Origin of the sequence: Acidovorax sp. T1, assembly GCF_002176815.1 — a bacterium.
Taxonomy (GTDB): domain Bacteria; phylum Pseudomonadota; class Gammaproteobacteria; order Burkholderiales; family Burkholderiaceae_C; genus Acidovorax.
Map to the genome: position 1 here is coordinate 3,322,380 of NZ_CP021648.1, position 24,001 is coordinate 3,346,380.

The 24,001-nt window shown below is 63.6% G+C and carries 22 protein-coding genes; 6 read left to right on the forward strand and 16 right to left on the reverse strand.

Annotated features, from left to right (window positions below; all coding sequences use genetic code 11):
- Window positions 1–53: 53 nt before the first annotated feature.
- Window positions 54–1,571 carry a DASS family sodium-coupled anion symporter gene (locus CCX87_RS15475; RefSeq protein ID WP_087747598.1) on the forward strand — a complete coding sequence of 506 codons (1,518 nt, stop codon included), beginning with the start codon at window positions 54–56 and terminating at the stop codon, window positions 1,569–1,571.
- A gap of 67 nt (window positions 1,572–1,638) precedes the next feature.
- On the opposite strand, the gene CCX87_RS15480 is transcribed toward CCX87_RS15475, so the two are convergent.
- The 10 genes from CCX87_RS15480 to CCX87_RS15525 form a co-directional block, all read right to left on the reverse strand.
- Entirely contained in the window at window positions 1,639–3,219 is a 1,581-nt protein-coding gene (locus CCX87_RS15480) for a methyl-accepting chemotaxis protein (protein ID WP_087747599.1), read from the reverse strand.
- Between the two features lie 209 nt (window positions 3,220–3,428).
- Window positions 3,429–4,310, reverse strand: coding sequence for a protease HtpX (gene htpX / locus CCX87_RS15485; protein WP_087747600.1), 882 nt, complete (start codon window positions 4,308–4,310; stop codon window positions 3,429–3,431).
- Window positions 4,311–4,398: 88 nt separating this feature from the next.
- Complete coding sequence (locus CCX87_RS15490) at window positions 4,399–5,160, reverse strand: DUF3025 domain-containing protein (RefSeq protein WP_087747601.1); 762 nt, start codon at window positions 5,158–5,160, stop codon at window positions 4,399–4,401.
- Between the two features lie 13 nt (window positions 5,161–5,173).
- On the reverse strand, window positions 5,174–6,286 hold the full coding sequence (locus tag CCX87_RS15495) for an NYN domain-containing protein (RefSeq protein WP_087747602.1): 1,113 nt from the start codon (window positions 6,284–6,286) through the stop codon (window positions 5,174–5,176).
- A complete protein-coding gene (gene pyrC / locus CCX87_RS15500; RefSeq protein ID WP_087748402.1) occupies window positions 6,283–7,326 on the reverse strand; it encodes a dihydroorotase in 1,044 nt (347 codons plus the stop codon). Before pyrC ends, CCX87_RS15495 begins: the two co-directional genes overlap by 4 nt.
- Before the next feature lie 69 nt (window positions 7,327–7,395).
- Window positions 7,396–8,133 carry an amino acid ABC transporter ATP-binding protein gene (locus tag CCX87_RS15505; RefSeq protein WP_087747603.1) on the reverse strand — a complete coding sequence of 246 codons (738 nt, stop codon included), beginning with the start codon at window positions 8,131–8,133 and terminating at the stop codon, window positions 7,396–7,398.
- 26 nt (window positions 8,134–8,159) lie between these two features.
- Window positions 8,160–8,831, reverse strand: coding sequence for an amino acid ABC transporter permease (locus CCX87_RS15510; protein ID WP_087747604.1), 672 nt, complete (start codon window positions 8,829–8,831; stop codon window positions 8,160–8,162).
- 1 nt (window position 8,832) lies between these two features.
- Window positions 8,833–9,591, reverse strand: a complete 759-nt coding sequence (locus CCX87_RS15515) for an amino acid ABC transporter permease (protein ID WP_087747605.1) — start codon at window positions 9,589–9,591, stop codon at window positions 8,833–8,835.
- A 106-nt stretch (window positions 9,592–9,697) separates the two neighbouring features.
- Window positions 9,698–10,597 carry a transporter substrate-binding domain-containing protein gene (locus CCX87_RS15520; protein ID WP_087747606.1) on the reverse strand — a complete coding sequence of 300 codons (900 nt, stop codon included), beginning with the start codon at window positions 10,595–10,597 and terminating at the stop codon, window positions 9,698–9,700.
- A 367-nt stretch (window positions 10,598–10,964) separates the two neighbouring features.
- Window positions 10,965–11,912 carry a LysR family transcriptional regulator gene (locus tag CCX87_RS15525; protein WP_087747607.1) on the reverse strand — a complete coding sequence of 316 codons (948 nt, stop codon included), beginning with the start codon at window positions 11,910–11,912 and terminating at the stop codon, window positions 10,965–10,967.
- A gap of 184 nt (window positions 11,913–12,096) precedes the next feature.
- Between CCX87_RS15525 and CCX87_RS15530 the strand changes: the two genes are divergently transcribed.
- The 3 genes from CCX87_RS15530 to CCX87_RS15540 all read left to right on the forward strand — a co-directional run bounded on the left by CCX87_RS15530 (window position 12,097) and on the right by CCX87_RS15540 (window position 15,064).
- A complete protein-coding gene (locus CCX87_RS15530; RefSeq protein WP_087747608.1) occupies window positions 12,097–12,657 on the forward strand; it encodes a TRAP transporter small permease in 561 nt (186 codons plus the stop codon).
- Entirely contained in the window at window positions 12,654–13,952 is a 1,299-nt protein-coding gene (locus CCX87_RS15535) for a TRAP transporter large permease (RefSeq protein WP_087747609.1), read from the forward strand. The genes CCX87_RS15530 and CCX87_RS15535 overlap by 4 nt, the downstream gene beginning before the upstream one ends.
- Window positions 13,953–14,029: 77 nt before the next feature.
- A complete protein-coding gene (locus CCX87_RS15540) occupies window positions 14,030–15,064 on the forward strand; it encodes a DctP family TRAP transporter solute-binding subunit (RefSeq protein WP_087747610.1) in 1,035 nt (344 codons plus the stop codon).
- A gap of 94 nt (window positions 15,065–15,158) precedes the next feature.
- On the opposite strand, the gene CCX87_RS15545 is transcribed toward CCX87_RS15540, so the two are convergent.
- The 6 genes from CCX87_RS15545 to CCX87_RS20935 form a co-directional block, all read right to left on the reverse strand.
- Window positions 15,159–16,052: a LysR family transcriptional regulator gene (locus CCX87_RS15545; protein WP_232476414.1), complete on the reverse strand. Its 894-nt coding sequence runs from the start codon at window positions 16,050–16,052 to the stop codon at window positions 15,159–15,161.
- Between the two features lie 77 nt (window positions 16,053–16,129).
- Window positions 16,130–17,107, reverse strand: a complete 978-nt coding sequence (locus tag CCX87_RS15550; RefSeq protein WP_087747612.1) for an NAD(P)H-dependent flavin oxidoreductase — start codon at window positions 17,105–17,107, stop codon at window positions 16,130–16,132.
- 55 nt (window positions 17,108–17,162) lie between these two features.
- A complete protein-coding gene (locus tag CCX87_RS15555) occupies window positions 17,163–18,146 on the reverse strand; it encodes a Bug family tripartite tricarboxylate transporter substrate binding protein (RefSeq protein ID WP_087747613.1) in 984 nt (327 codons plus the stop codon).
- A gap of 30 nt (window positions 18,147–18,176) precedes the next feature.
- A complete protein-coding gene (locus tag CCX87_RS15560; RefSeq protein WP_087747614.1) occupies window positions 18,177–18,632 on the reverse strand; it encodes a MaoC/PaaZ C-terminal domain-containing protein in 456 nt (151 codons plus the stop codon).
- Window positions 18,629–20,260, reverse strand: a complete 1,632-nt coding sequence (locus CCX87_RS15565; RefSeq protein ID WP_232476415.1) for an AMP-binding protein — start codon at window positions 20,258–20,260, stop codon at window positions 18,629–18,631. Before CCX87_RS15565 ends, CCX87_RS15560 begins: the two co-directional genes overlap by 4 nt.
- A gap of 346 nt (window positions 20,261–20,606) precedes the next feature.
- Window positions 20,607–20,921 (reverse strand): hypothetical protein, encoded by a 315-nt coding sequence (locus tag CCX87_RS20935; RefSeq protein WP_143218315.1) that lies wholly within the window; start codon window positions 20,919–20,921, stop codon window positions 20,607–20,609.
- A gap of 572 nt (window positions 20,922–21,493) precedes the next feature.
- Here CCX87_RS20935 and lldP point away from each other — a divergent pair.
- Both lldP and lldR read left to right on the forward strand, forming a co-directional pair.
- A complete protein-coding gene (lldP, locus tag CCX87_RS15575) occupies window positions 21,494–23,185 on the forward strand; it encodes an L-lactate permease (protein WP_087747617.1) in 1,692 nt (563 codons plus the stop codon).
- 23 nt (window positions 23,186–23,208) lie between these two features.
- The gene (gene lldR, locus CCX87_RS15580) at window positions 23,209–23,988 is read left to right on the forward strand and encodes a transcriptional regulator LldR (RefSeq protein ID WP_087747618.1); all 780 of its coding nucleotides are present in this window, start codon (window positions 23,209–23,211) and stop codon (window positions 23,986–23,988) included.
- Window positions 23,989–24,001 lie beyond the last annotated feature (13 nt).

Sequence of the window (24,001 nt, forward strand, 5' to 3'; positions counted from 1 at the left end):
CACCGGGGCGGCACACTGCAGGTGGCAAGGTTGCCACGCAACAGGACCCACCCATGACCGCACCGCTCGCAACACCCCTTCCCGCATCGCCCCCCGCGCCAGCGGGGCTGATCAAACGTTTTGGGCTGTGGGCGGCTCTGGCGGCCATGGTGGCCGTGTTGCTGCTGCCCACCCCTGCCGACTTGCCGCTGGCCGGGCACTACATGCTGGCCATTCTGGCGTTTGCCGTGATCGTGTGGATGACCGAGGCGCTCGACTATTCGGTCAGCGCCGTGGTCATTGGCGCCTTGATGCTCTTTTTGCTGGCCTACGCGCCCAGCGCCGCCAAGCCGGGCATGACCACCGCCATGGGCACCGGGGCTTCGCTCAGCCTGGCGCTCTCGGGTTTTGCCAACAGTGCCGTGGCATTGGTGGCGGCGGCGTGCTTCATTGCCTCGGCCATGACGGCCACCGGGCTGGACCGGCGCATCGCGCTCACGGTGCTTTCCAAGGTGGGGGCCAAGACGCACCACATCGTCATTGGCGCCATGATCGTGGGCTTTTTGCTGTCGTTCATCGTGCCCAGCACCACCGCCCGCGTGGCCTGCCTGATGCCCATCATGATGGGCTTTGTGCTGGCCTTCAATGTGGACCGAAAAAGCCGCTTCGCCGGCCTGCTGGTGATCACCACGGCGCAGACCGCCAGCATCTGGAACGTGGGCATCAAGACCGCCGCCGCACAGAACATGGTGGCCATCGGCTTCATCGAAAAACAGCTGGGCGCGCAGATCACCTGGGGCGAATGGTTCGTGGCCGCAGCGCCTTTTGCCGCGCTGCTGACGGTGGCGCTGTTCTTCATCATGACCCGCATGATGAAGCCCGAAATGCACGAGATTGCCGGGGGCCAGGAAACCATCCGCAAGCAATTGCAGGAGCTGGGCCCCATGACGGTGAACCAGTGGAAGCTGCTGGCCATCGTGCTGGCGCTGCTGGGGTTCTGGTCCACCGAAAAGGTGCTGCACAGCTTTGACACCACCTCCACCACCATCGCAGCCGTGGCGCTGATGCTGTTTCCGCGCATCGGCGTGATGGACTGGAAGCAGTCGCAAAAGGGCTTCCCCTGGGGCACCGTGGTGCTGTTTGCCGTGGGCATCAGCGTGGGTTCGGCCCTGCTGCAGACCAAGGCCGCTGGCTGGCTGGCGCAACTCATCGTGACCAACCTGGGCCTGCAGATGGCCTCGGCATTCGCCATCCTGATGCTGCTGTCGGGCTTTCTGATCGTCATCCACCTGGGCTTTGCCAGTGCCACGGCGCTGGCGTCCACCATGATTCCCATCATCATCAGCGTGCTGTCCACCGTGCAGACGCCGGGCATCAACATCGTGGGCATGACCATGATTTTGCAGTTCGTGGTGAGCTTCGGCTTCATCCTGCCGGTGAACGCGCCACAGAACATGATTGCCTACGGCACCGACACCTTCGAGGCCCGTGATTTTGTGCGCACCGGCTTCATGATCACGGTGGTGGGCTCGGTGCTGCTGGTGATTTTTGCGCTGACCTACTGGCCCTGGATGGGCCTCATGGTGCGCTAACCCTGCGCCTCAATGCAGGGCGCCGGGGCTGCGGGCAAAGCCCCGCGTCCATCAACAATCCCGGGCTTTAATGCAGCGCTCTCACGCCGCCCGCTGCAGCAGGCAACCGGAACGCATCCACCATCTCCGCCAGTTGCTGCGCCTGCGCGCGCAGGCCCTGGGCAGCGGCCGAAGACTCCTCCACGAGCGCCGCATTCTGCTGAGTCATCTGGTCGAGCTGCGAGACCGCCTCGCCCACCTGGCTCAGGCCGGTGGTCTGCTCACGGGCCGCCGTACTGATCTCGCCAATGATGGTGGCCACCTGCTGGACGGAATCGACAATCTCGCCCATGGTGTCGCCCGCGGCATGCACCAGCTTCGCGCCTTCATCGACCTGGCGCACACTGTCGCCGATCAGGCCACCAATCTCCTTGGCCGCGGTGGCCGAGCGCTGGGCCAGGCTGCGCACCTCGCTGGCCACAACAGCAAAACCACGGCCCTGTTCACCCGCACGGGCAGCTTCCACCGCCGCATTGAGCGCGAGAATGTTGGTCTGGAACGCAATGCCGTCGATCACGCTCGTGATGTCGGCAATGCGGCGCGACGACAGCGCGATGCCGTCCATAGTGCCCACCACGCGGTCCACCGCCTCGCGGCCCCGGCGGGCCACATCGCTCGCGCCCGTGGCCAGGTGGCTGGCCTGCGCGGCGGCGTCGGCACTGTGACGCACAGTGGCCAGCAGTTCTTCCATGCTGGCGGCGATCTCTTCCAGGTTGGACGCCGTCTGCTCGGTGCGCGCCGACAGGTCGCTATTGCCCGCAGCGATCTCGCTGCTGGCGCCGGCCACCGAAGTGCTGGCCTGGCGCATGCCCACCACCAGTTCGGCCAGCCGTGCCTGCATACCACCCAGGCGTGCCAGCAGGGCCTGCAATTCGTCACGGCTGCCCGCCTTCGGCTGCTGCACGGGGGATGTGAGGTCGCCTTCGGCAATGCGGTCGGTCACCTCGGACGCATGGGCCAGAGGCTGCAGGATGGAGCGAGACAGCAACCAGGCGCAGGCCAGACTCAGCAGCAGCCCCACCAGCGAGCCCGCCGCCAGCAGCGTGATGCCCTGGCTTTCGCTGCGGGCTGCAGCCTCGCGGGCCTCGGCCACGCGCTGGCGCTGGTACTCGGCCAGCTTGTTCACCGATGCAGCATAGGCGTCGGCTGCAGGCCGTAGCTGGTTGGCAATGGCGTCTGGCGGCAGGGCTTCGCCCGCCTTGCGGCGCTTGACGAGGTCGTCACGCACTGCACGGAAGCCGTTGCCCGACTTGTCAATGGCATCGAACAGTGCCTGGGATTGCGGGTCTGCCGCCAGTGCATCCAGCCGCTTGCGCACTTCAGAGGATCGGGCCGACGTGACTTTGCGGTCTGCATCGATGCGTGCGGCATAGGTGGGGTTGTCGATTTCCAGCAGGGTTTCGGCGCGCACTGAGCTAAGCACCACGATAGCGTGCAACTCGCGCGCCAACAACGCGCGCTCGGACGAGGCACCGCCCAGGTCATCGGCAATGTCCTGCAAGTCAGCCAGCCGCCAAATGCCTATGGCCGCTGACAGCGACATGACCAGACAGACAACACCAAAGGCCAGGGCCAGGCGGACCGCAACACGTGCGTGAGAGATGGACATAAAGCGTTCTTAAGAGAATAAAAGTCAACAAAAACCTGGGCGCGACGCTACGCGGCATTGGGTTGCAGGCAGTCCCCAGCTTATCGACAAAAAGTTACACCCTCTTAAATCTCCGCAAGATCTGCCTGCCCAACTGGCAATAAAAAGGCCGCTGCAGCGCAAAGCGCTGCAGCGGCCTTCCCTTGGGAAGGGCCGAAAAGGGAACCCGATCAGCCTTGCTGCTGTGCGTTCTGCAGCGCGGCAATGCGCTCTTCAATCGGCGGATGGGTGCTGAACAGCTTGCCGATGCCACCGGCAATGCCCATGGCCGCCATGCTCTTGGGCAGCTCGGCGGGGTGCATGCCACCCAGGCGGGCCAAGGCGTTGATCATGGGCTGGCGGCGGCCCATGAGCTGGGCGGCACCGGCGTCGGCGCGGAACTCGCGCTGGCGCGAAAACCAGGCCACGATGATGGCAGCCACAAAGCCCAGCACGATATCGAGCACCACGGTGGTGACCATATAGCCGATGCCTGGGCCCGAGCGGTTCTCGTTGTTCTTGTTGAGGAAGCTGTCCACCGCGTAGCCGATCACGCGCGACAGGAACACCACGAAGGTGTTCATCACGCCCTGGATCAGCGTCATGGTGACCATGTCGCCATTGGCGATGTGCGCCACCTCGTGGCCGATCACGGCCTCCACCTCCTCGCGCGTCATGCCTTGCAGCAGGCCCGTCGAGACGGCCACCAGCGCCGAGTTCTTGAACGCACCCGTGGCGAAGGCGTTGGGATCGCCCTCGAAGATGCCGACCTCGGGCATGCCAATGCCGGCCTTCTCGGCCAGCTTGCGCACGGTTTCAACGATCCAGGCTTCATCGGCATTGCGCGGCTGCTCGATGATCTGCACGCCCGCGCTCCACTTGGCCATGGGCTTGCTGATCAGCAGCGAGATGATGGCGCCGCCAAACCCCATGACAAAGGCAAAGCCCAGCAGCGCGCCCAGATTCAGCCCGTTGGCCGTGAGGTAGCGGTTGACGCCCAGCAGGCTGGCAACAACACCCAGCACGGCCACCACGGCCACGTTGGTCAAGAGGAACAAAATAATACGTTTCATGGGTTCTCCACAGAGAGGCGGGGTTGTCTGGCCCTAGAAGCCTTGAGCGGCACACATGGGGGTGGCCGCGCGCTCCTTCAAGCCGGTGTCACAGCACGGCAGATCCCATGGTGTGATTGCTTTTGCGGGGCGCGCTGCGAAAGACGAGGGAGTCATCATAGAAGGAAAAGTTCTCGTTTCCGGGCCACCAGCCGGGTATCCCCAGCACGGGCAATGGCACAAACGGCTTGGTCACCAGGCGCTCGGGTTGCAGCGACTGCGCCAGCCAGGCATCGAGCGATGCTACCGAATCAATAGCTGCTTGCGCTTGATACACATGCGCTGTGATGGGTTTTCGTGGAAAAACCAGCTTTTCCAGCAGCGCATGGCCGAACAACACCAGCCGGGCCTCGCGCCACAGCGGCCGCAGGTCGACAAACAGCCGCCGCCAGTCCCGCGCCCGCAGCGCCGCCCAGAGCGCAGGCGGAGCGCTGAGCAGGGCGCCGTTTTCGTCGAACACGGTGAGCGCATCACGCAGCGGCCCTCGCACCGCCTGCACGCCATCGGCGGCAATGGCCTGCGCCTGCAACTGATTCAGCCGCTGCTTGGTTTGCGGAAACTGCTGCCAGACCAAGCCGTTGAAAAAGTCATGCAGGTTGTCACGCGTGGGCACGCGGCCGGTGTCGAAGATGAACTGCTCGTAGGCGATGCCATCGGGCAGGTCGGTGTGGGGGACGAAGCGAATGAGCGCCGTGGAGATGGCGTTCAGGGCCTGCGCCGTGGTCTTTCCTTCTAGCACCTCGCGTTGAACACTCACACCCTGATTGCGGATGGCATCCAGCCAGGGGGCATCCCAATCAACACCCACCATCCACCGGCTCCCGTCACTGGGGGACACGAACAGTCTCTTGGCTGGACCGAGGCGCCATGTAAGTGACTTGCGTTGGCTGCCCCTTGGGTGAGAGCTTGAAATGAGCAGCCCACTGACCAAAAAAAATCGTTGACTTGGTCGTTTTCCCAAGAATGGCTTTTTGACGCAAAACGGGAACTACCTGGCTGAGCATCTGCGGCCCGTCTCTCAGATCCGGCACCGCCTTCAACACCCGCTGGACCATGTGCGGGACTGGCGTCGCGGGCAAGCTTGAGACCGTGCTTGCGGGAGCGATAGCGGCTTTATGCACTTGAGCACCGGGGCTATACGCGATCTGATTGGGCTTCTGCGCAGGTGTCAATTGGAAGAAGGCGCCAAGCTTCGCAAACCACGCTGACGTCTTCGTGGTTTTGCCCAGGATGCCGTGCTGGCGCAACACGGCCACCACCTGGCTGAGATGCTGGCTTTGGCCGCTGTTGAGTGAAGGGAACGCTTTGAGCACCTGATCGACCATCTCCTGGATCGATAGCTGCAACGGTTCAAGCCGGGTCTCCACCGTTGATGCACCCACCGCAGCGTGGGCGACCTCTGCGACATCCACCACAGAGCGTTGAGGAGTCGCAGCACCAGCGGGAGATACAACCTCCGAAGCTGCCAAACCCTGCGGCTTGTCAACCACCTCCAGCAGGGTCACTTCGTCATAGAAGCTCTCGGGGTTCGCAAAGATTTTGTTGGAGAGACTGAAACAAAGAACATGACAACCACGCTCTCTGACATAGGTAGCCAAGGGGACAAAGTCCGCATCGCCGGAACAGATGGCCACCGTATCGATGTCCTGGGTGCAAACTGCCTCTACCGCATCAATCACCAAGGCGCTGTCCGTGGTGACCTTGTTCACGATCATGTTGCTGACCGGGCGCACGCCATGGCGCCACAGCACCGATTCGATGCCCTTGAGGCTGTCAACACGGCCGTAGGCGCGTTTGTAGAGCACTCTTTCTGCGCGATGGCGCAAGTCCGTCAGAACATGATCCAACGCCGTCGCATCGTTCAGGTTGTCCGCATCAATGAAAACGGCCATGTTCCTGGCCGTCGCCGTCTTGCGCGGCTCCTGCTGCAGGCTCATTTCACCAGCCGCCACGGCAGCGCTTCGCCCGCGCGCAAGGGCTTGAGCTCGGCCTCGCCGAAGGCGAAGCTGTCTGGCGGCGTCCAGCTTTCGCGGCGCAGGGTGATGGTGCCGGTGTTGCGCGGCAGGCTGTAGAAGTCGGGGCCGTGGAAGCTGGCAAAGCCTTCGAGCTGGTCCAGCGCACCCGCGTTGTCGAACGCCTCGGCATACATCTCGATGGCGGCGTGCGCGGTGTAGCAACCCGCGCAACCGGTAGCGTGTTCCTTGAGGTGCGCGGGGTGCGGCGCGCTGTCGGTGCCCAGAAAGAACTTGGGCGACCCGCTGGTGGCGGCCTGCACCAGGGCCACGCGGTGGGTTTCGCGCTTGAGCACGGGCAGGCAGTAGTAGTGCGGGCGGATGCCGCCGGTAAAGATGGCGTTGCGGTTGTACAGCAGGTGGTGCGCCGTGATGGTGGCGGCGGTGAAGCGGTCGGCTTCGCGCACGTAGTCGGCGGCATCCTGGGTGGTGATGTGCTCGAAAACGATTTTCAGCTCGGGGAAGTCGCGGCGCAGCGGGATGAGCTGCTGCTCGATGAACGCGGCCTCACGGTCGAACAGGTCGATGTCGCTGCTGGTCACTTCACCATGCACCAGGAGCAGCATGCCGGCCTTCTGCATGGCTTCGAGCGTGGGGTAGATCTTGCGCAGGTCGGTCACGCCCGCGTCGCTGTTGGTGGTGGCGCCTGCGGGGTAGAGCTTGCAGGCCACCACGCCGGCCGCCTTCGCACGCACGATTTCTTCGGGCGGCAGCTTGTCGGTGAGGTACAGCGTCATCAGCGGCTCGAAGCCCATGCCTGCGGGCACAGCGGCCAGGATGCGCGCCTTGTAATCCAGCGCCTGCTGCGCCGTGGTCACGGGCGGGCGCAGGTTGGGCATGATGATCGCGCGGCCGAACTGGGCGGCGGTGTGCGGCACGACGGTGTGCAGGGGCTCGCCGTCGCGCACATGCAGGTGCCAGTCGTCGGGGCGGGTGATGGTGAGGGTGTCTGGGGCGGCAGTCATGGCCGCCATTGTCCCATCACTGCCCCGCCATCGGGCATTCGCCAGCGCTGCGTGCTCAGTGCTGCGTGCTCAGTGCTGCAGGATCTTGTTGAGAAAGTCCTTGGTGCGTGGCTGGCGGGCCTCGGGGTGGCCGAAGAAGGAGTCCTTGGAGCAGTCTTCCAGGATCTTGCCGCCCACATCCATGAAGATCACGCGGTTGCTGACCTTGCGGGCAAAGCCCATTTCGTGGGTCACGCACATCATGGTCATGCCTTCGTTGGCCAGGCCGACCATCACGTCCAGCACTTCGCCGACCATTTCTGGGTCCAGCGCCGAGGTGGGCTCGTCGAACAGCATCACGATGGGGTCCATGCTCAGGGCGCGCGCAATGGCCACGCGCTGCTGCTGCCCGCCCGAGAGCTGACCCGGGAACTTGTCCTTGTGCGCCATCAGGCCCACGCGCTCCAGCATCTTGAGGCCGCGCTTCTTGGCGTCATCTGCACTGCGGCCCAGCACCTTGATCTGCGCGATGGTCAGGTTGTCCGTCACCGACAGGTGGGGAAACAGCTCGAAGTGCTGGAACACCATGCCCACGCGGCTGCGCAGCTTGGGTAGGTCGGTCTTGGGGTCGTGCACGGCCACGCCATCCACATAGATCTCGCCCTTCTGAAAGGGCTCCAACGCGTTGATGGTCTTGATCAGCGTGGACTTGCCGGAACCCGAGGGACCGCACACCACCACCACCTCGCCTTTCTGGATGGTGGTGGAGCAATCGGTCAGCACCTGCACGGGGCCATACCACTTGGATACGTTTTTGAGTTCGATCATTAACTTGTTCCTCAATCTCTTGCGCATCAGCGAATAATTGCGATCTTCTGGTGCAGGCGCTTGACCATCCACGAGAGGGCGTAGCACATCACGAAATACAGCACGGCCGCCGCCAGATAGGCCTCGATGGGGCGGCCAAAGTTCTTGCCGGCCACTTCAAAGCCCTTGAGCATGTCGTAGGCGCCGATGGCATAGACCAGCGAGGTGTCCTGGAACAGGATGATGGTCTGCGTCAGCAGCACCGGCAGCATGTTGCGAAACGCCTGCGGCAGCACCACCAGCTTCATGTTCTGGCTGTAGGTCATTCCCAAGGCCTGGCCGGCAAACACCTGCCCCCGTGGCACCGACTGGATGCCAGCACGCATGATTTCGCTGAAATAGGCGGCTTCAAAGGCAATGAAGGTGATCACCGCGGACACCTCGGCACCGATGGGCCGGCCGATGATGGCCGGCACCAGCAGGAAGAACCACAAAATCACCATGACCAGCGGAATGCTGCGCATGCCGTTGACATAGACGGTGGCGGGCGCCGCAAGCCACTTCTTGCCCGACAGGCGCATGAGCGCCAGCACGGTGCCGAAGATCACGCCGCCAATGGTGGCCACCAGCGTGAGCATGAGGCTGAAATACAGCCCCTTGAGCACGAAGTTGGAGATCAGGTCCCAGTTGTAGAAGGAAAAATCAAGGCTGAGGTTCATGTCAGTGCCCCCCACCCGCGCCACCGGCCAACACCATCCCGGGGATGCGCGCCCGCTTCTCGATGAACGCCATGATGCGGTTGATGGCAAATGCCGAGACGATGTAGCAGGCCGTGACGGCCAGATAGACCTCGATGCCGCGCGAGGTCTCTTCCTGCGCCTGCATGGCAAACATGGTGAGTTCAGCCACCGACACGGCAAACGCCACGGACGAGTTCTTGAAGATGTTCATCGTCTCGCTGGTCAGCGGCGGAATGATGATGCGAAACGCCATGGGCAGCAGCACATAGCGGTAGGTCTGGAAGGTGGTGAACCCCATGGCCATGCCGGCGTACCGCTGGCCGCGCGGCAGCGCCTGGATGCCCGAGCGCACCTGTTCGGCAATCCGCGCCGAGGTAAAGAAACCCAGCGCCAGCACCACCAGCACGAAGCCCGGCACGGCCTGCATGGCGGGGAACATGGTGGGCACGACGTGGTACCACAAAAAAATCTGCACCAGCAGCGGAATGTTGCGAAACAGTTCCACCCAGGCATTGCCCAGCCGCACCACCACGGGCCGCCCTTGCAGCGTGCGCAGCGTGCCGATGAACGATCCCAGCACCAGTGCCAGCACCAGCGCACACAACGAAACCGATACGGTCCAGCCCCAGGCCGACAGCATCCAGTCCAGGTAAGTGATGTCGCCGCCCTTGCCAAAGCAGCCCTGCACCGCCTGCCGCTCCAGGGTGTCTTCGCAGAACACCTGCCAATCCCAGCTCATAGGTTGGTTCCTTCTTCAAACGGAATTTATTGGGCACCGCGGGCGGCGTCCAACAAAAAAGCCCCTTCAAACCCGCGGTCCGAAGGGGCGGTTCAATCCTGGGAGATTACTTCTTGGCGTAGTCTTCCATGGGCTTGTCGTTGGGGTTGGCCCAGGCGGCCTTGGTGGCATCCGACAGCGGCAAGCCAACCTTGATGTTGGTCGGCGGCACGGGTTGCATGAACCACTTGTCGTACAGCTTGGTCAGCGAGCCGTCGGCAATCTGGCGCTTGATGCTGTCGTCCACTGCCTTCTTGAAGGCCGGGTCGTCCTTGCGCAGCATGCAGGCAATCGGCTCGACCGACAGCACTTCGCCCACGATCTTGAAGTCGGCCGGGTTCTTGGCCTTGGAGATGTTGGCGGCCAGAATGGAGCCATCCATCACGAACGCATCGGCACGGCCGGTTTCGAGCAGCAAGAAGCTGTCGGCGTGGTCCTTGCCATAGACCTCCTTGAAGTCGATGCCGCCGGCGCGCTCGTTCTTGCGCAGGGTCTGCACCGACGTTGTGCCCGTGGTGGTGGCCACGCTCTTGCCGTTGAGGTCCTTGATCGCTGCAATGCCCGAATTCGCCTTGACGGCAATGCGCACTTCTTCCACATAAGTGGTCACCGCAAAGGCCACATCCTTCTGGCGCGTGGCGTTGTTGGTGGTGGAGCCGCACTCCAGGTCCACCGTGCCATTGGTCACCAGCGGAATGCGGTTTTGCGAGGTGACAGGCTGGTACTTGGTTTCCAGCGCGGTCAGGCCCAACTGCTTGCGCAGGTCGGAGACGATGCGCTCGGCCATTTCGGTATGAAAGCCCACGTATTTGCCGTTGCCCAGCGTGTACGACAGGCCCGACGATTCGCGCACGCCCAGCGTGATGCCGCCCGACGACTTGATTTTGGCCAGGGTATCGTTAGCCTGCGCGAAGGCGCTACCGGCAGCCAGTGCAACCACGGCCATCGCGAAAATGTGCTTTTTCATATCCAGTTCCTTCTATCAAGCAAAAATGAAATTCTAGAGACTTTCCAACACCCGCATTGTGAGCGAGTCGCACCGTCCGGAACAGCGGGTTTACCTGCCATTCTGTTCACCACGGCGCCAATCCGGCAGGGTGCTTTCAGGCGCCGCGCCGCAAACGACTGACCGACGGGTTCTGCAGGCAACAGGGTTGGCCCCATTCATGAGACGACCACTGGCCATGCCACGCTCCTGCGAATACCTAAAATTTATATAGCAACCTTCGTGCCACAGCACAGCTGAGACCTGCACACCACCGCGTGCACGCCGGCTATCAATGCCTGCCCAGAGAACCCTCCATGCCAAATACCCGAGCAACCAAGAACAGGGTTCATATCCGCATCGCCCCCTGGCTGGAGCCCACGCCCTGCAGATAGGTCCACAGGGCTTGCGCCGTGCCTTTCGGTGCTTCTTTGGCGCCGGGCTTCTCGCGGTAGGCGCGCACATCCATCACGATCTGCAGGCCAGACGGGTCCGCCGATTCCGCGCTCACCAGCTTGCGCGCGCGCACATCCTTCTTGACGGCGCTGTGCGGGAGAAACGCCACACCGTGGCCCTCCAATGCCATGGCCTTGAGGCCTTCGGCCATGTCGGTTTCATAAACCCGCTCCAGGTGAATCGCGGTGCCCGACTCTTTGAGGATGAGTTCGGTCATGCGCCCCAGATAGGCCCCGGGCGCGTAACCCAGATAGGGCAACGGCTGGCCCGCGCGGCCGGGCAGGCGAAACAGCGGCTGCCCGTCGGCATCGGGCTTGCTGTAGGGCGACAAAACCTCCTGCCCCAGGTTGACCATCTCGTAGCGGTCGGTGTCCAGCTGAAATGGCTGCGACGCGTGGTGGTAGGCGATCATCAGGTCGCAGCCCCCTTCCACCAGACGCATCACCGCATCGTGCACATTGAGCGCAATGAGGCGGCTTTTGAAGGGGCCGAATTTCTCGTGCAGGTTTGAAACCCAGGCCGGGAAAAACGTGAACGCCAGCGTGTGCGGCACCGCAAACTCGATCATGTCGCGACTGGCGCTGGTGTGCGCGCGCAGCATGGCGCGCGTGTTCTGCAGGGCCTGCAGCATCTCCAACGCCTGGTCGTACAGCGTCTTGCCCGCCGGTGTCAGGCGCGTGGGGTAAGAACTGCGATCGACCAGATCGGTTCCGGCCCACGCCTCCAGTGCCTGAATGCGGCGCGAAAAGGCCGGTTGCGTCACATGCCTCAGCTGGGCAGAGCGGCTGAAGCTGCGCGTCTCCGCCAGGCTGACAAAATCCTCAAGCCACTTGGTTTCCATCGCCGCATTATCCGCGCGTGCTGGCGTCGCCGTCGGGCCACGCAAAAGCGGGCGCGCACCGCAACACACCCCATAATGTGCGGCGGCGCGCACAGCGCCGTCCCCGTCCAAGGCCCCTGGTGCACAACACTGCCGGGCAGAGCGACAGCATTCGCCATGTTTGTTTCCCTGAGACCCTGCCCCCATGCCTCCCTCCTTCCCTACCGGGTCGACGGATTCCGTCGCCCCGCCGTCCCTGGCGCCTGAAGACAACGCCCCCCGCTCGCTGCGCATCGAAGACTGGCTCACGGTGATCGTGATGGCAGCGCTGGCCCTCATCACCTTCGCCAACGTGCTGGTGCGCTACTTCACCAATTCCTCGTTTGCATGGACCGAAGAAATCTCGGTCTTCCTGATGATCGTGCTGGCGCTGGTGGCAGGTTCGGCCGCCGTGGCGCGCGACCAGCACATCCGCATCGAATACTTTGCCGAAGGCGGATCGATGGCCCGGCGCAAGCTGCTGGCGCGGTTTGGCGCGCTCATGGTGGCCCTGCTGTTCGGCCTGATCGCCGTGCTGAGCGTGCGCGTGGTGTGGGACGACTACCGCTTTGGCGAGACCTCGCCGGGCATCGGCCTGCCCCAGTGGTGGTATTCGATCTGGCTGCCCGTGATCTCGGCGCTGATCGCCGCGCGCGCCATCGGCCTGTTCATCCGCCGGGGCCGCCAGACGCCGTCAGCAAACCACCACGGAGACTTCCCAGCATGATCGCCACCCTGCTGTTCGTGGCCTTCCTGGCCATGATGTTGGTGGGCGTGCCGATTGGCGCCGCCCTGGGCCTGGCCGGCGCCGCCGCCATCGCGCTGGCCAATGCCGACAGCCAGTGGTTTGGGCTGCTGGCCGTGCCGCAGAACTTCTACGCCGGACTGGGCAAATACCCGCTGCTGGCGATTCCGATGTTCGTGCTCGTGGGCTCGATTTTTGACCGCTCGGGCGTGGCGCTGCGCCTCGTCAACTTCGCCGTGGCCATCGTGGGGCGCGGCCCCGGCATGCTGCCGCTGGTGGCCATTGCCGTGGCCATGTTCCTGGGCGGCATCTCGGGCTCGGGCCCGGCCAATGCGGCGGCTGTGGGCGGCGTGATGATTGCAGCCATGTCGCGCGCGGGTTATCCACCCTCGTTCTCGGCCAGCGTGGTGGGGGCCGCAGCGGCCACCGACATCCTGATCCCGCCGTCGGTCGCGTTCATCATCTACTCGGTGCTGGTGCCCGGCGCCTCGGTGCCTGCGCTGTTTGCTGCGGGCATGATCCCCGGCATTCTGGCCGGCATCGCGCTGATCGTGCCCGCCGTGTGGATGGCGCGCAGGCACAAGATGGGCGCGCTTGAAGCCACCATGCCCCGCCCGCCCTTTTGGAAGAGCCTGCGCGAAGCCCTGTGGGGCCTGGCCGCGCCGGTGCTGATCCTGGGCGGCATGCGCGCCGGCTGGTTCACGCCCACCGAGGCGGCCGTGGTGGCGGTGTTTTACGGCCTGTTCGTCGGCATGGTGGTGTACCGCACCATCACGGTGCGCGACCTGTTCCCCATCCTGCGCGAATCGGGCGAGCTGTCAGCGGTGATCCTCATCGTGGTGTCGCTGGCGGGCATCTTTGCCTATTCACTCTCCACCCTGGGCGTGATCGACCCCGTGGCCAACGCCATCGTGAACTCGGGCCTGGGCGAATACGGCGTGCTGGCACTGCTCATCGTACTGCTGGTCACCGTGGGCATGTTCCTTGATGGCATTTCGATCTTCTTGATCTTCGTGCCGCTGCTGCTGCCCATCATGCAGCACTACCACTGGGACCCGGTGTGGTTCGGCGTGATCCTCACGCTCAAGGTGGCGCTGGGCCAGTTCACCCCGCCGCTGGCCGTCAACCTGATGGTGTCGTGCCGCATTGCCGGCGTGCGCATGGAATCCACCGTGCGCTGGGTGGGCTGGATGCTGCTGGCCATGTTCCTCGTCATGGTGCTGGTCATTGCGTTCCCGCAACTGGCGCTGTGGCTGCCGACCCGGCTCGGTTATTGACGAATTTTGGTAAAAACGGCTTCTAGCCCTTTTCAGATAAGCGCTATTAGCTACTTAATTTATAGCAAGGAGACTCCATGAAACTGCGTACATTCCTCTCTTCCGCCGTAGCCGCTGCAGCCGCCCTGGCTTTCACCGCACCCGCCGCCATGGCGCAGACCGCGTACAAAAGCGAATACCGCATGTCGCTGGTGCTGGGCACGGCCTTCCCCTGGGGCAAGGGCGGCGAGCTGTGGGCCAACAAGGTGCGCGAGCGCACCCAGGGCCGCATCAACATCAAGCTGTACCCTGGCGTGTCGCTGATCCAGGGCGACCAGACGCGCGAGTTCAGTGCACTGCGCCAGGGCGTGATCGACATGGCCGTGGGCTCGACCATCAACTGGTCGCCCCAGGTCAAGCAGCTCAACCTGTTCTCGCTGCCCTTTTTGATGCCCGACTACGCCGCCACCGACGCGCTCACGCAGGGCGAAGTGGGCAAGAGCCTGTTCCAGACACTGGAGAAAGCCGGCGTGGTGCCGCTGGCCTGGGGCGAGAACGGCTACCGCGAAATCTCCAACTCCAAGAAGGCCATCAAGACGCCCGAAGACCTCAAGGGCATGAAGATTCGGGTGGTGGGCTCGCCGCTGTTCCTGGACACCTTCACCGCCCTGGGCGCCAACCCCACGCAAATGAGCTGGGCCGACGCCCAGCCCGCCATGGCCAGTAGCGCCGTGGATGGGCAAGAAAACCCGCTGTCGGTCTATATGGCCGCCAAGCTCTACACCGTGGCGCAAAAGCACCTGACGCTGTGGGGCTACATGAATGATCCGCTGATCTTTGTGGTCAACAAAGACATCTGGAACAGCTGGACCCCCGCCGACCGCGAGATCGTCAAGCAGGCCGCCATCGACGCCGGCAAGGAGCAGATCGCCATTGCGCGCAAAGGCGTGATCGAGGCCGACAAACCTCTGCTCAAGGAAATCGCCAGCCACGGCGTGACCGTGACCCAGCTCACCCCCGCCGAGCGCGAAGCCTTCGTGAAGGCCACGCGCCCCGTGGTCGAGAAGTGGAAGGGCCAGATCGGTGCCGACCTGGTGAACCTGGCCGAAAAATCGATCGCGGCGCGCAAGTAATTTTCGCTATCAAAACAAGAGCTTCCAGCGCTTGAATATCAAGGGCTGGAAGCTCTTTTCGCTTTAAAATCAGATGGATATCTGGGGTGACAGCTCACTGGGCGAATTCGGCCTGCACGGTTTCTGCAAGAAATTGGACAAACGCCTTGACCTGGGGCGACGAGTGGATGCCCGGCAAGGTGATGGCGTAGAGAGTACTGCCCGGCGTGGGCTCGATCTGGTAGTCCACCAGCACCTGAACCAGTCCACCCCGGGCCAGGTCGCGGGAAGCGACATAGACCGGCAACAAACACACGCCCAGCCCGTCGCAGGCCATCTGCCCTAGCAGGGCATAGTCGGGGCAAGCCACCCGCGAGCGAAGCACCACACGGTGCAGGGCCGCCTCTTTGCGCAGCTGTAACTCCATGCGGGTGCGCATGCCCAGCCAGGCCAGCTGTGCCAAGTCTTCAGGCAGTTGGGGCGTTCCATGTTCGGCCAGATAGGCTGGGCTGGCACAAAAAATCCATTGCGTGCGCCCCAGCACACGGGCCACCTGGTGCTGCGACGGTTCGTTGGTGAAGCGAATGGCCACATCAATCCGCTCTTCGATCAAATCCAGTGCACCCGACTTCATGGTGATCTGCAAGGAAACCGCCGGGTAGCGACGGCAAAAAACCTCGAACAGGGGCACCAGGTAAAGGCGGCCAATCGCTGGCGGGCAGCTGACATGCAGCGTCCCGCGCACTACATCGCCCTGCGACAGCAGCAGGTTCTTGGCCTGCTCCACCTCGCTGCGCACTGCCAGGCACTGTTCGTAGAACGCCGCACCCAATTCGGTCAACACCATCTTGCGGGTAGTACGGCGCAGCAATTGCACACCAGCGCTGTGCTCCAGCTCCTTGATACGGCGGCTAACGTTGGAGCGGTCCATGCCCAAACGTCGGGCGGCCATGGCAAAACTGCCTGCTTCCACGACCTCGGCAAAAAACAAATAGGGCGACTGTTCCAACGGCAAAACCTCCGGAGGGCGAGCATAAGGCCTGCGCCCTCCCTCACTTACCGCGTCGGCAGGTACCACGGACGCACTCACCCCGCACAGATGCGTGCGCGGGCCAGGTCGTATTCCGCGCGCAACCTGGCCACAATCTCCCGCACTTCAGGCAGGTCATGAATTTGCCCCACGCCCTGGCCGGCGCCCCAGATGTCCTTCCAGGCCTTGGCCTTGGAGCGGCCGTCGGCAAAACTCATCTTGGCCTTGTCGCCCACCGGCAGGTTTTCCGGGTCGAGGCCCACACGCTCGATGCTCTCGCGCAGATAGTTTCCATGCACGCCCGAGAACCAGTTGCTGTAAATGATGTCCGAGGCGCCTGCCTTCACGATAGCCTGCTTGTAATCCTCACTGGCGTTGGCCTCGCGGCTGGCGATGAAGCGCGTGCCCATGTAGGCAAAGTCCGCGCCCATGGCCCGGGCGGCCAGAACGGCCCCGCCCGTGGCCATGGCCCCCGACAGGGCCAGCGGGCCGTCGAAGATCTTCCGCACCTCACCCACCAGCGCAAAGGGCGACTGGGTGCCCGCGTGGCCACCAGCCCCGGCAGCCACGACGATCAAGCCGTCCACCCCCGCCTCCAGCGCCTTCTGGGCATGGCGCACATTGACCACGTCATGGAATATGACGCCGCCGTAGCTGTGCACGGCATCGACGATCTCGCGGGCCGGCGCGCGCAGCGAGGTGATGATGACCGGCACCTGGTGGGTTATGCAAGTCTCCATGTCCTGCATCAGGCGCCCATTGGAGCTATGCGCAATCTGGTTGACCGCGATGGGCCCCACCGGCTGGCCAGGGTTGGCTGCCCGGTAAGCGTCCAGATCAGCCTTCATCTGGTGCAGCCATTCGTCCAGCAACTCGGGCTGGCGGGCGTTGAGCGCCGGGAATGAGCCCACGATGCCAGCCTTGCACTGCGCCAGCACCAGCTCGGGGTAGCTGACAGTGAACATCGGCGAAGCGATGACGGGCAACGCCAGGTTCTGCAGCGCGGCGGGGATTCGGGAGGTAATGGCGTTCATGGGCTGGGGTTCAGTCAGGGTACGGGGTCGAAAAAAGATGTTGCAGGCGCCAGGTTCAATCCAGCGTCACGCCAGAGGCCTTGACCCGCTCGGCCTGCAGCTTGCTGTTGCCGCTCAAATAAGCCTTGAACTCCACTGGGGTAGAGGCCACCGGCACATAGCTGAAGGCATCGATGTTTTTCTGGCGGAAGTCGGGCGTCGTGATAATGGCCCGGGTGCTGGCGGCGATCTTGTCCACTACTGCCGTCGGCGTGCCCTTGGGTGCCAGCAGGCCAATACTGAAGATGGCGTGGATATCTTTGACTCCCGCCTCCTTGAAGGTGGGTACCTGGGGCAGGGCTGCGCTGCGAGTCTCGGACGACACTGCAAGGGGCTTCAGTGCGCCACTCTTCACATGCTGCTCGATGACCGACACGGCCAGCACCGCTGCGTCCACCTGGCCTGCAATCACATCGGGAATCAGGTTGGCCGCGCCCCGGTAGGGTACGTGGGTCATGGAGATGCCTTCCTGCTTTTCAAAGGTCACCATCGGCAGGTGGGCAATGCCGCCCGCACCAGAAGATCCATAGCTCAGCGGCTTGCCCTGGGCCTTGGCCTTGCGCGCCAGTTCCACGAATTCCGAAACGGTGTTGGCCGGGGTGTTCTTGTGCGTGAACAGCATCAGCGGCAAATTGACCAGCTGGCTGATGGGCACGAAGTCGGTCTCCACGTTGTAGGGAAGCTTTTTGTAGAGGTGCGGGCTCATGGTGAGCGAAGCCTCGGTGCCGGCGAACAGGGTGTAGCCGTCAGGCGCGCTTTTGGCGACCTGGTCGGCGCCGATGATTTCGTTGGCGCCGGGCTTGTTGAGCACCACCACCGGCTGCTTCCAGCTATCGGACAGTTGCTGGCCCAAAGCGCGGATGAAGTTGTCCACCGGCCCGCCGGCGGAATACGGCACGACGATGGTCACGGGCTTGCTGGGATAGGTCTGCGCGGCGGCGACCGACGCTAAAAGGCCCAGGGCCAGCGCGGTCAGAGTGGTTTTGGCTTGTTGTTGCATGGTGTCTCCAGAGTTGTTGTGGTTGAAAAATCAGGCAGCGGCCGGGCGCTTGAGGAGCAGCAGATCGCTGTGCCCCTCCTGCACAACCTGGTCGTGTTGGTCGCGCAACTGCAGGTGGCGCCCCAGGCGGCCCACGCGGGCGCTCTTGCCGGGGGCGAGCTCGGTAATCGTCATGTGCAAGCGCAAGGTCTGGCCGATCAGGATGGGGGCCTTGAAGGTCCATTCCTTGAGCGACAGCATCGCCACTGCGGTGCCGTCGAAAACCCCCATCTGGTGCATGAAACCGGTGAGCAAGGCCACGCCAAAGGCACCGTGGACGATGCGCTGGCCAAAGCGGGTGCCGGCGGCAAACTCGGCATCGGCGTGGATGGGGTTCCAGTCACCCGAAATCATGTTGAACAGGGTGAGGTCGGCTTCCGTCACCGTGCGGCCCGTGCTGGTGAATTGTTCGCCAACCGCGAAATCTTCAAAGTGACGGGGGTTCATGCGTGCTCCTGAGGGGCTGGGGCTTCGGCGGCAAGGCGTTCCTGCGCCATCTGGCGCAATTGCGCACGGGAAATCTTGTTGCCATTGGCACCCTGGGTCAGCGGGAAAGCAGGCAGCGTCCACACCCGCTGGGGGACCTTGTAGTTCGCGATGGACTGGCGCAGCTTTGCGACCAATTCGGCCATGTCTGGCGCACCGCCCGCCTCGGGAACGATGAAGGCCACCGGGCGATCCTGGCCCTGGATCGGCACCGCAACCACCTGGGCTTCGCGCACCCCGGGATCGCGCTGCAGCAGTTCTTCGATTTCTGCCGGGTTGACCAGGTTGCCGCCCAAACGCACGGCGTCTCCCATGCGGGTCTCGAACACCAGGCTGCCATCAGGCCGCAGATGGCCCAGATCACCCGTCTTGAAATAGCCCTCGGTCATGGCCTCCTGGGTAGCCGCGGGATTGCCGAAGTAGCCCTGGAACAAGCTGGGCGCCTGAATCTCGATCTGCCCCGAATGCCCCTGTGCCAGCAACTGGCCCGTGGCTTCGTCGCGAATACGGATGCGTGCCAGCGCCCCCGCCACCGGTACGCCACCGCCCTCCAGGCGCTGCGTCAGCGGCGCGTCGCTGGCCTGGGCCGAGAAAACGGCCAGCACCTCGCTGGAACCATACAGACCGTGCAGCGGAATGCCCCGCGCGCAGCAGGCCTGGGCGATTTCGGTGAAATTCGACGTAAACGCGCCAAAGCCAAAAAAGCGCAGCGATGGAAACGGCCGCGCCGCCTCTGAAGTTTCCGCCAGGCGACGCACCATCTCGTCGCTGCCAAAGCAATGCGTCACCACATGGCGTACCAGCAGCGCGGCGGCTTCGTCGGCCTCGAACAAGGCCGGCAGAACCACCGGCGCACCAGCAGCGAATGCGGCCAGGGTGCTGTTCAGTCCGAAAGCGCCGCACAGGGGCAGCAGCGTCAACAAGCATGCGCCAGGCTCGCCAAGCCGGTAGGCCGCCGCGCAACGCAGCGCATGGTCCACCAAAGTGCGCTGCGGATGCATGACCAGCTTAGGCGCCTTGGTGGTACCCGAGGTGGAGAACAGCACCACCGTGGTGTCGGGGTCCGATTCGTCCGGGCCTGTTTCGGGAGGGCATTGCTGCCAGTTCAATGGCATCAGCGGCCAGACCAACCCAGCGGGAAGATCCGCAGCACTGCAGGGCCCAGCGCCATCGCTGCCCAACACGGCTATTTGCTGCAAATCAGGCACCCGTGCGGCGTCAAGATCCGCCAAGATGGCAAGAAAATCCAGCCGCTGGTGGGGCAACTGCGTCACCAGCAAGCGGGCGCCGCTGGTGCGCAAGATGTGGGCCACCTCTTCCTGCCGATAGCGGGTATTGACCGCCGCCACCGTGGCACCGATGCGCCCGGCCGCCATCAGCAACGCCAGCCACTCAACCCGGTTCACCAGCCAGACAGCCATCCGGTCACCCGGCCCTATGCCCACCGAACGCAACCAGGCCGTCATGCACTGCACCTGATGCGCCAACGACGTCACCGTAGTGATTCTCTCGCCATGCGCAAAGGCCGTGGCCTGCGGATCAGCCTCCAGGCGGGCCTTCATCAGCGCAGAAAAACGTAGATCCGACACGGTTTGAGCTCCTTCCGGGACAACGGGCTTGAGGGGCAATCACGATTGCGTGCTTTTTGGTGCACATAGAGCATCGATTGCTGTTGCGGATGATTGTTTCAACAGGATCATCATTCCGGAAGACGGTCAAAACACAATTGATTGGTGCTTCACCCACATCAATTGTTCGGGTTTACACCTATCGCAACCCGAACGTGGCCCGCCGCCCGCCATGCCCTCACCTGGGAAACCGGCTTTAAACGTTGTCAGCCGATCTGCAAGACGCCCAGGACAGATCAACCCACCATGGGCAGGTGAGCCTGCAGAAACCGACGTAGAAAGCACACCCGCAGCCGACGCATCAAGTTCAACCGAAAGTCGATCGCCGCGCACAAGTGATTTCCGCTATCAAAACAAGAGCTTTTAGCGCACGAATATCAATGGCTGGTGGCCATTTCGCCTGCATGCAGAAGGCCGCTGCGGTTGCACTCCTGCTGCTTGGCGGTGTGCAGCGCACGGTCAGCGCGCGAATGCAGGGGCCGAAGTGCGGATCAGCCGGCCCCAGGCCTATCACGCCAAAGCTGCCGGGAAACCGCAGCGCCTGGTATTCGGGGCTGCGGCGGGCGGCGGCAACAGCCGGGCGGATGCGTTCGGCGATGGCCTGCGCAGCATCGGCGGGCACGCCGGGCAGCCGGATGCAGAACTCCTCGCAGCCAGTGAGGGCGGCCAGTTGGCCACGCCGGTCAGGCTGTCGGTGTGAACCTGGCAGAGAAGTCGATCGCGGCGCGCAAGCAAGCCAATCGCTCCTAAAACAATAGCTTCTAGCGCTTGTATATCAAGCGCTAGAAGCTATTTGTATGCCTAAACTCAATCCACAGCCACAACAGGCAGGACCCATCGCCACTGCCCGTTACCTGCCTCTCCACGTCCACTCAAACTGGTAGGACCAAAAAACCCAAACCACCGCGAAAAACCATGACTCAGTATTTACCCTATAAGATTTGGCCCGCCAGAAGGCGCAAAATACGACCAATTCGCACGGATGGAGCATTTTTGGTCATACCAATTTAGTCCAACGTCTACCAATGAAGGCAAGGCGCCCCGCCTGCTTTCATGCCAGCCCACCCCTCAGGCGCCCTGCCCTGCGGGGCCAGCGGCCGGAGACAACGCTGCCCCAAAGCGGCGCATCCACTGCGGTGAAGAAAGCCAGGGGCCACGGGCCCTTGTCTGCGTTTCAATGCCTCACTGACCGTTATGCAAACCGTCTGGCAACAAAACTACGACCCGGCTGGGAACATCTGGCTGTCTGCGCTCGTAGCCCTGATTCCCATCGTCTTTTTCTTTCTGGCCCTGACCAAGTTGCGGCTCAAGGGCCACCAGGCGGGCACCGTGACCGTGCTGCTGGCGCTGGGCGTGGCCTTGCTCTTCTACAAGATGCCGGTCAGCGCCGCGCTGGCCTCGGCCGTGTATGGCTTCTTCTACGGTCTGTGGCCCATCGCCTGGATCATTGTGGCGGCCGTGTTTCTGTACAGGCTGTCGGTCAAGACCGGGCAGTTCGACGTCATTCGCAGCTCCATCCTGTCGGTCACGCACGACCAGCGCTTGCAGCTCATTCTGGTGGGCTTTTGCTTTGGTGCATTTTTGGAAGGCGCGGCCGGTTTTGGCGCGCCGGTGGCCATCACCGCCGCGCTGCTGGTGGGCCTGGGCTTCAAGCCGCTGTATGCCGCTGGCCTGTGCCTGATCGCCAACACCGCCCCCGTCGCCTTTGGCGCGATGGGCATTCCCATCATCGTGGCAGGCCAGGTGTCGGGTATCGACCCGTTCATCATCGGCCAGATGGCCGGGCGCCAGCTGCCCTTCATGACGATCCTGGTGCTGTTCTGGATCATGGCGATCATGGACGGCTGGCGCGGCGTGAAGGAGACCTGGCCCGCCGTGCTGGTGGGTGGTGGCTCGTTCGCGCTGGTGCAGTTTCTGACAGCCAACTTCATCGGCCCCGAGCTGCCCGACATCACCTCGGCCATCGTCTCGCTGATTGCCCTGACGGCCTTCCTCAAGGTGTGGCAACCCAAGCACATCTTCCGCTTTGACACCAGCGACAACGCCACGGCCAGCGTCGCCGCCAACACCACGGCCCAGCCGGCGGCCAGCGCCGCAACGCCCCTCACCGCAGGCGCCATCCTCAAGGCCTGGTCGCCCTTCATCATTCTGACGGGCATGGTCACGCTGTGGAGCGTCAAGCCCTTCAAGGCGTTGTTCGCCGCAGGCGGGCCCCTGGCCTCCACCATCATCAGCATCCCCGTGCCCATGCTCGACCAGCTGGTGGCCAAGATGCCGCCCGTGGTGGCCGCTGCCACGCCCTACGGCGCGGTGTACACCTTCAACTGGCTGGCCGCCACCGGCACGGCCATCCTGATCGCGGCCGTCCTGACCATTGCCTTTGCCCGCTTCTCCCCCGCCAAGGCCGTGGCCACGCTGGGCGAGACGGTGCGCGAGCTGGTCATCCCCATCTACTCCATCGGTATGGTGCTGGCCTTTGCGTTCGTGGCCAACTACTCGGGCCTGTCGGCCACGCTGGCCCTGGCGCTGGCCCACACGGGCAAGGCGTTCACCTTCTTCTCGCCCTTTCTGGGCTGGATTGGCGTGTTCCTCACGGGCTCAGACACCTCGGCCAACGCCTTGTTTGGCGCGCTGCAGGCCACCACAGCCAACCAGCTCGGTCTGTCGCCCGTGCTCACCGTGGCGGCCAACACCACGGGCGGCGTCACCGGCAAGATGATTTCGCCCCAGTCCATCGCCATCGCCTGCGCGGCCGTGGGCCTGGCGGGCAAGGAATCGGACCTGTTCCGCTTCACGGTCAAGCACAGCCTGGTGTTCGCCGCCATCATCGGCATCATCTGCACGCTGCAGGCCTATGTGTTTACGTGGATGATTCCGGGTCATTGAAACCCTGAATCCGAGAGCCCCCCATGCGCCTAGCCGATCACGTTGTCGAAAAACTGCTTGCCCTGGTGCAAGACCGCGGACTGCAGCCCGGACAAAAGCTGCCCGCCGAACGGCAACTGGCCGAGGTGCTCGGGGTGTCGCGCACCTCGGTGCGCGAAGCCATCCAGAAGCTCACCAGCCAGGGCGTGCTCTCGGCCCGGCGCGGCGATGGCACCTATGTGCAGCAGACCCACCAACCCGCAGCGTGGCTGCAGGGCGCCATGGTGCCACTGGCGGGCCTGATCGAATCCGACCCCCACTACCGCTACGACGTGCTGGAAACGCGCCATGCGCTGGAGACCAGCACCGCCTGGCTGGCAGCGCAGCGCGCCACCGCGCAAGACAAGGCGCACATCCAGCGCTGCTTTGAAGTGATGCTGCAGCACCAGCAAAGCGGCCACGCCGAGCTGGCAGCACGCGCCGATGCGCAGTTCCACCTGGCCATTGCCGAGGCCTCGCACAACCTGGTGCTGGTGCAGGTGATGCACAGCCTGTTCACCGTGGTGCTGTCCACCGTGGAGCGCAACCGCCACGACATGTTCCGCCTGAGCGCCCCCGTCACGCTGCAAGCGCTCACGGCGCAGCACCAGGCGCTGATGCAGGCCATTGTGGACGGCGACCCACAACGCGCGCGCGAGTGCATTGGCGAGCACCTGGAGCATGTGCGCACCACCATCCAGCGCATGGACGAAGACCGCGCACGGCGCGAACGTTCCACGCGCCTTCCCCTTGACCTGGCGCCAACGCTGCAGCCAGCAGCGTAGCCGCGCACTCCCA